The 6,893-nt window shown below is 70.1% G+C and carries 6 protein-coding genes and 1 rRNA gene; 5 read left to right on the top strand and 2 right to left on the bottom strand.

Annotated elements, in window-relative coordinates:
• Positions 1–851 (bottom strand): S-methyl-5-thioribose-1-phosphate isomerase (locus BFF77_RS29100; protein ID WP_066955774.1); only part of this gene is annotated, 851 nt, incomplete at its 3' end.
• 194 nt (positions 852–1,045) lie between these two features.
• Here BFF77_RS29100 and BFF77_RS29095 point away from each other — a divergent pair.
• Genes BFF77_RS29095 through BFF77_RS29075 form a run of 5 tightly spaced genes read left to right on the top strand, consistent with a single transcriptional unit; the run spans position 1,046 to position 6,571 of the window.
• Positions 1,046–2,305: a DUF7847 domain-containing protein gene (locus BFF77_RS29095; RefSeq protein WP_066955768.1), complete on the top strand. Its 1,260-nt coding sequence runs from the start codon at positions 1,046–1,048 to the stop codon at positions 2,303–2,305.
• Positions 2,306–2,309: 4 nt separating this feature from the next.
• Positions 2,310–2,999, top strand: coding sequence for a DUF4129 domain-containing protein (locus BFF77_RS29090; protein ID WP_066955765.1), 690 nt, complete (start codon positions 2,310–2,312; stop codon positions 2,997–2,999).
• Positions 2,996–4,243, top strand: coding sequence for a DUF4350 domain-containing protein (locus tag BFF77_RS29085; protein WP_066955762.1), 1,248 nt, complete (start codon positions 2,996–2,998; stop codon positions 4,241–4,243). The genes BFF77_RS29090 and BFF77_RS29085 overlap by 4 nt, the downstream gene beginning before the upstream one ends.
• Entirely contained in the window at positions 4,240–5,250 is a 1,011-nt protein-coding gene (locus tag BFF77_RS29080; protein ID WP_066955759.1) for an AAA family ATPase, read from the top strand. Before BFF77_RS29085 ends, BFF77_RS29080 begins: the two co-directional genes overlap by 4 nt.
• A 10-nt stretch (positions 5,251–5,260) precedes the next feature.
• The gene (locus BFF77_RS29075) at positions 5,261–6,571 is read left to right on the top strand and encodes a DUF58 domain-containing protein (RefSeq protein WP_066955771.1); all 1,311 of its coding nucleotides are present in this window, start codon (positions 5,261–5,263) and stop codon (positions 6,569–6,571) included.
• A gap of 151 nt (positions 6,572–6,722) precedes the next feature.
• On the opposite strand, the gene rrf is transcribed toward BFF77_RS29075, so the two are convergent.
• A 5S ribosomal RNA gene (rrf, locus tag BFF77_RS29070) occupies positions 6,723–6,839 on the bottom strand.
• Positions 6,840–6,893: the final 54 nt, after the last annotated feature.

Here is a 6,893-nt window from a genome sequence, read left to right as displayed (position 1 = left end):
ACCACGACGAACGGCACATGGTGGTACTTGGCCAGCACGGCGAGCGGATAACTCCCCACTTTGTTCGCCACCGAGCCGTCCGCCGCGATCCGGTCGGCCCCGATCAGCACGGCGTCCACCTCCCCGGCCGCGAACAGCGAACCAGCCGCGTTGTCCGTGAGCAATGTGTACGCCATCCCGTTGCGGGCCGCCTCATACGCCGTGAGCCGGGCCCCCTGAAGAAGCGGACGGGTCTCGTCCACCCAGAGGCGCCGCAGCCGCCCGGCCCGGTGGGCCGACAGTGCCACGGCGAACGCGGTGCCCTCCCCGCCCGAGACCAGCGCTCCGGTGTTGCAGTGGGTCAGAATCCGGTGGCCGCCACCCGGCAGCAGTTCATCGAGGAGCGTAAGCCCAAACTCGGCCATCTGCGCGCTGGCTTCGGCATCCTCCCGGTGCAGCAGCCTGGCCTCGGCGAGCGCGGCCGAGGCCGCCTGCTCCAGACCGGCGCCGCTCTCGGCCACCGAACGGTACGCGTCACGCGCCCGCCGCACTCCGTACCCGAGGTTCACCGCGGTGGGCCGCGCCTGCGCGAGCTGCGTCGCCGCGTCCTCGACGTCATAGCCCCGCCGCGCGGCCAGCGCCACGCCGTAGGCGCCCGCGATACCCAGCAACGGTGCCCCACGCACCGCCAGCGTCCGGATCGCCCGTACCAGCGCGGGCACATCCGTACAGACCAGCTCGGCCTCCTCGACCGGAAGTCTCGTCTGGTCGAGGAGCACCAGCACGGGCCCTTCCGGCGGCTCGTCCCAACGAATCGAGGGGAGCATGGACGGCTCCGCGCCGACCGGGGTTTGTGCGTACTGATCAACCATCCGCTCAGTCTGCCCGCTACGGCACGGACAATGAAGGCAAGCACGGACGTAAGAAGGAGATGCGGCCCCCGACCCGCCCAGAGCCAACGCGTGGCACGATGGCTGCCAGCCCGCCACCCCGCTCCGCGGACAGGCACCGTCGAAACGCCGACTCGCCGAGCCGGCCCCGCAACCAATCCACGAGGTGGACGACCGTGAACGACACTCCGGGCTGGGCCTCGCCCGGATCCGCCCCGTCCGACGGCCAGGACACCACCGTGCCCAGGCCCGCCGGACCCGCCGACGACACCGATTCCGCCCCGAAGTGGTCGCCCGACCAGCCGCCGGCCGGGCAGTGGTCCCCGCCCAGCGCCCCCGGCACCGGACCCGCGCCTCAGCAGCCGGCGCCGGGCTGGAACGGGCCCGCATACGGCGGCGGACCGGGTTACGGCGGAGGCCCCGGGCCCGGTTACGGCTGGGGCCCGCCGCCCGCCGCCAAACCGGGCGTGATCCCGCTGCGACCGCTCGGCGTCGGCGAGATCCTGGACGGCGCCGTCTCCACGTTGCGCGCCCACTGGCGGACCGTGCTGGGTGTCACCCTCGCCGTCGCCGTGGTCTCCCAGATCGCCGAGATCCTCGTCCAGCGTTTCCTCCTTCCCGAGCCGGTGGCCATCGACCCCGACGCGAGCCCCTCGGAGACCCTCAGCCAGGCCGCCGACTCGGTGCAGCGGAGCCTTGTCTCGCTCGTCCCCTCGCTGGCCCTCACCGTGATCGGCACCCTCTTCACCACCTCGATACTCACCGTGGTGATCAGCCGTTCCGTGCTGGGACGCCCCGTCACGCTCTCCGAGGCGTGGCGCGAGGCCCGGCCCCGGCTCCCCCAGCTCCTCGGCCTGACCGTGCTGCTGCTCCTCATGAGCTCCGCCATCATGACGATCAGCGTCCTTCCCGGCCTGCTGCTGGGATCGGCCGCAGGAGCAGCGCTCGCCCTGCTCGGCGGATTCGCGGGCCTCGCCGTCGTCATCTGGCTGATGGTCCGCTTCAACCTCGCCTCGCCCGCGCTCATGCTCGAACGCCGAGGTGTGATGCCGTCCTTGCGCCGCTCCGCCAAGCTGGTGGCGGGCGCCTGGTGGCGCACCTTCGGCATCCTCCTGCTCACTCTGCTGCTGACCTTCCTCGTCACGCTGGTCATCGCCGTGCCCTTCGGCATCCTCGCCGCCGCGGTGGACGGTGGAGGTCTCGAGGGACTGCTCTCCGGCACCGGTACGGATCTCGGCTGGCCCTTCCTGATCATCACCGGCATCGGCACCGTGGTCGCCACCACGATCACCTATCCGATCTCCGCCGGCGTGACCGTCCTCCTGTACGTGGACCAGCGCATCCGCCGCGAGGCCCTCGATCTCGAACTGGCGCGCGCCGCTGGCGTACCCGGCTACGGCTCCCAGCAGCCGGGCCATGGCCCTTCCAGGGGCTGATGCGGTGTCCATCACGGGGGGAGCGACATCCGCACGGCTGCTGATACGCCTGAGCGACGACATACCGCTGGACACCCCTCGCGTCCCCGCCCGAGAGGCGGCGGAACGCGAACTGTCCAAGCCGATGTACCACGAGAGCGACCCGAACCTTCTCCAGCGCGCGATTAACCGCTTCTGGGAGTGGATCGACGAACTCCTCGACGCCGCGTCCGGCGTCGCCCCGGGCGGTCCGCTCGGCCTGGCCGTCGTCATCCTGGTCGTGGTGGCCCTCCTCGCCGCCCTGTGGTGGCGGCTGGGCACGCCCCGCCGCATACCCGGCTCGGCCGGCTCGCTCTTCGATGAAGGACCACGCAGCGCCGCCGAACACCGCGCGAGCGCCGAAACACACGCCGCCGCCGAACGCTGGAACGAGGCCGTCCAGGAGCGGATGCGCGCCATCGTCCGGTCCCTGGAGGAACGAGCGCTGCTCGACCCGCGCCCCAGCCGCACCGCCGACGAAGCCGCCGCCGAGGCCGGACGCCCGCTTCCCGACCACGCCGTCCGACTCCGCGCCGCCGCAGGCGAGTTCGACGACGTCACATACGGAGGCCGCACCGCCGACCAGCGGACATATCTGCGTCTGCGTGAACTCGATCTCGATCTGGAACGAGCGAAGCCGCAGTTGAGCACCGCATCCGGAGGAACGGCCGAGTGACCTCCCCGACCAACTCCACATCGCTCTCCGTCAGCTCCGGCCAGATCTGGACCCGGGCCCGCGGGCTGCTCCTCGCTCTCGCCGTCCTTCTGGCGGCCGGCATCACGATGGCCGCGCTCACCTCGGGCGACCAGCACGGCCGCCTCGACCCCCGCTCCGCCGACCGGTACGGCAGCCGCGCCGCCGCCGAGCTGCTCGGAAACAGCGGAGTCTCCATCGATGTCGTCACCACACTGGACGAGGCCACGGCCGCAACCGGCCCTGACACCACCCTCCTTGTCACCAATCCCGATCTGCTGACACCGCACCAGCAGTGGCTCCTGCACGACACGGCCGCGCTCTCGGGAGGCCGCACCGTCCACCTCGGCGCCGGCCCGCCGTCGGTCGACATACTGGCGCCCGGTGTCCGTACCAGCACGCCCGCACCTGTCTCCGCACGAGCCCCGCACTGCTCGCTGCCCGGCGCCGCCCGCGCGGGCACCGTCGACATCGGCGGCGAGCGGTACGTCACCGATTCGCCCGAGGCCGACGGCTGCTACCTCAGTGACGGTGTGCCCACCCTGCTCAGAATCCCCACCGCGGGAACAGACACGGATACGGAAACAGGGGCAGGCGCGGATACGGATGCCGGTGACACCGTCCTGCTCGGCTCTCCCGATCTTCTCTACAACGACCGCCTCGACAAGCAGGGCAACGCCTCGCTCACCCTGCAACTGCTGGGCTCCCGGCCTCATCTCGTCTGGTACCTCCCTTCGCTCAGTGATGCCTCTGCCTCCCAGGGCAGCGGTGACAACAGTGGGGACGGCGGCGACCGCGGCTTCCTGGATCTCATCCCGTCGGGGTGGCTCTGGGGCACCTTCCAGCTCTTCCTCGCCGCAGTGCTCGCCGCCGTCTGGCGCGCCCGCAGGCTGGGCCCTCTCGTGACCGAACGGCTCCCCGTCGCCATCCAGGCCTCCGAGTCCACCGAGGGCCGTGCCCGCCTCTACCGCAAGGCGAACGCCCGGGCCCACGCGGCATCGGCCCTACGCTCGGCGACCCGTGACCGTCTCGCACCTCTCCTCGGCGTCCCGGCCACCGAGGCACACTCGCCCGAGTCCCTGATCCCGGCCGTCGCCTCCCACCTCGCGGACACCGCCCAGGATCCGCACACCCTGCTCTTCGGCCCGCCCCCTGCCGACGACGCCGCTCTCGTCCGCCTGGCGGACCAACTCGACGCCCTCGAAAGAGAGGTACGCACTTCATGAGTGCTCCGACCACACGTAATGCCGGGACCACCGATAACGCCGGGAGCACCGAGAACACGGACAGCGCCCGCGCTTCCCTGGAGGCCCTGCGCGCCGAGATCGCGAAGGCGGTGGTCGGCCAGGACCCCGCCGTCACCGGGCTTGTCGTCGCCCTTCTCTGCCGCGGCCATGTCCTCCTCGAAGGAGTCCCCGGCGTCGCGAAGACCCTTCTGGTGCGCGCACTCGCCGCTTCCCTGGAACTCGACACCAAGCGTGTCCAGTTCACTCCGGATCTGATGCCGAGCGACATCACCGGATCTCTTGTCTACGACGCCAGGACCGCCGAGTTCTCCTTCCAGCCCGGCCCCGTCTTCACCAATCTGCTGCTGGCCGACGAGATCAACCGCACGCCGCCCAAGACCCAGTCCTCACTTCTGGAAGCGATGGAGGAACGCCAGGTCACGGTCGACGGCACCCCGCGTCCGCTCCCCGACCCGTTCCTTGTCGCCGCCACCCAGAACCCCGTCGAGTACGAGGGCACCTATCCGCTCCCCGAGGCCCAGCTCGACCGCTTCCTTCTCAAGCTGACGGTGTCGCTGCCGTCCCGCGACGACGAGATCAGCGTCCTGACCCGCCACGCGGAAGGCTTCAACCCCCGTGATCTCCAAGCCGCGGGGGTACGGCCCGTCGCCGGGCCGGCCGACCTGGACGCGGCGCGCGACGCCGTTGCCAAGACATCCGTCTCACCCGAGATCGCGGGCTATGTCGTCGATATCTGTCGTGCCACGCGTGAGTCTCCCTCGCTCTCACTCGGCGTCTCACCACGAGGCGCCACTGCCCTGCTCTCCACCGCCCGCGCCTGGGCCTGGCTCACCGGCCGGGACTATGTCATCCCGGACGATGTGAAGGCCCTGGCTCTCCCCACACTCCGTCATCGCATCCAACTGCGGCCCGAGGCCGAGATGGAAGGAGTCACCGCCGACTCCGTCATCACCGCGATCCTCGCCAATGTCCCCGTTCCCCGATGAGGCGGTGACCGTGGCTCTCACCGGACGCGCCGCACTCCTCGCGGCCCTTGGCACTCTCCCCGTCGGCATCTACGCCCCCGGCTGGGCGGGGATCTTTGCCCTCAATGCGCCGCTCTCGCTAGCAATTCTGTGCGACTACGCCCTTGCCGCACCAGTGCGAACGCTCCGATTCACCCGAAGTGGTGATACGTCTGTTCGACTCGGCGAAAATGCCGAAGTCCATCTCACCGTCACGAACCCTTCGGGCCGCAGGCTCCGCGCCCATCTGCGCGACGCCTGGCCCCCCAGTAGCTGGTTCGCCGGAACCGAACAAGCCGCCTCTCGCCACAAGCTGAACATCCCGGCAGGCGAACGCCGACGGCTCACCACGCCCCTCCGCCCGACCCGTCGCGGCGATCGCCGCGCGGAACGCGTGACGGTGCGCTCGTACGGTCCCTTGGGGCTGGCAGCCCGCCAGGGCAACCATGACGTCCCCTGGACGGTACGGGTGCTGCCGCCCTTCACCAGCCGCAAGCACCTGCCGTCCAGGCTCGCCCGACTGCGCGAGCTGGACGGTCGTACCAGTGTGCTCACACGCGGCGAAGGCACCGAATTCGACAGTCTCCGCGATTACGTGCCCGGCGACGACACCCGGTCCATCGACTGGCGTGCCACCGCCCGCCAGTCGACCGTCGCCGTACGGACGTGGCGCCCCGAACGCGACCGGCACATCCTTGTCGTCCTCGACACCGGCCGCACGGCGGCCGGCAGGGTCGGCGACGTCCCGCGCCTGGACGCCGCCATGGACGCCACGCTCCTCCTCACCGCGCTCGCCTCACGAGCAGGGGACCGCGTGGACCTCCTCGCCTACGACCGCCGTGTACGCGCCCAGGTCCAGGGCCGTTCTGCGGGCGATGTCCTGCCGACAATGGTCAACGCGCTGGCCACGCTCGAACCGGAGCTCGTGGAAACGGACGCACGCGGTCTCGGCGCGGCCACGTTGAGGAGCGCGCCGCGCAGATCGCTCGTCGTGCTCCTCACCAGTCTCGACGCGGCTCCCATCGAGGAGGGACTGCTTCCCGTCCTCCCGCAGCTCACCAAACGCCACACAGTCCTCCTCGCCTCCGTCTCCGATCCCCATGTCGAAAGCATGGGTACGCGGCGGGGCACAGTGGACGCGGTCTACGAGGCCGCCGCCGGCACACAGACCCAGGCTCAACGACGTCGTACGGCGGAACAATTGCAGAGGCACGGCGTCACCGTCGTGGATGCCACCCCGGAGAAACTGGCTCCGGCTCTCGCGGATGCGTATCTCGCGCTGAAGGCGGCGGGGCGCCTCTGATTGATACGAGTGATTGATACGAGGCGGGGAGCCCGATTGCGTGTAGCCGGTGGAAGCCGGTCGGCTACCGCAAGGCGGTTTTCGCGCAGGCCCGTAAACGCAGGAATGCCCCGCACCAGAAGTTCTGGTACGGGGCATTCCCCTAAAAATTGTTCGGCGGCGTCCTACTCTCCCACAGGGTCCCCCCTGCAGTACCATCGGCGCTGTGAGGCTTAGCTTCCGGGTTCGGAATGTAACCGGGCGTTTCCCTCACGCCATGACCACCGAAACACTACGAAACACACGATCAACCGGATGTGTTCACGGCTGTTCATTGTCTCAG

The organism is Streptomyces lushanensis (assembly GCF_001700515.1).
Classification (GTDB): domain Bacteria; phylum Actinomycetota; class Actinomycetes; order Streptomycetales; family Streptomycetaceae; genus Streptomyces; species Streptomyces lushanensis.
This window is presented reverse-complemented; position numbering and strand designations above follow the sequence as displayed.

Bases quoted from the DNA above. Each gene is read 5' to 3' on its own strand.
- BFF77_RS29080 (WP_066955759.1), top strand. From the start codon at position 4,240: ATGAGTGCTCCGACCACACGTAATGCCGGGACCACCGATAACGCCGGG.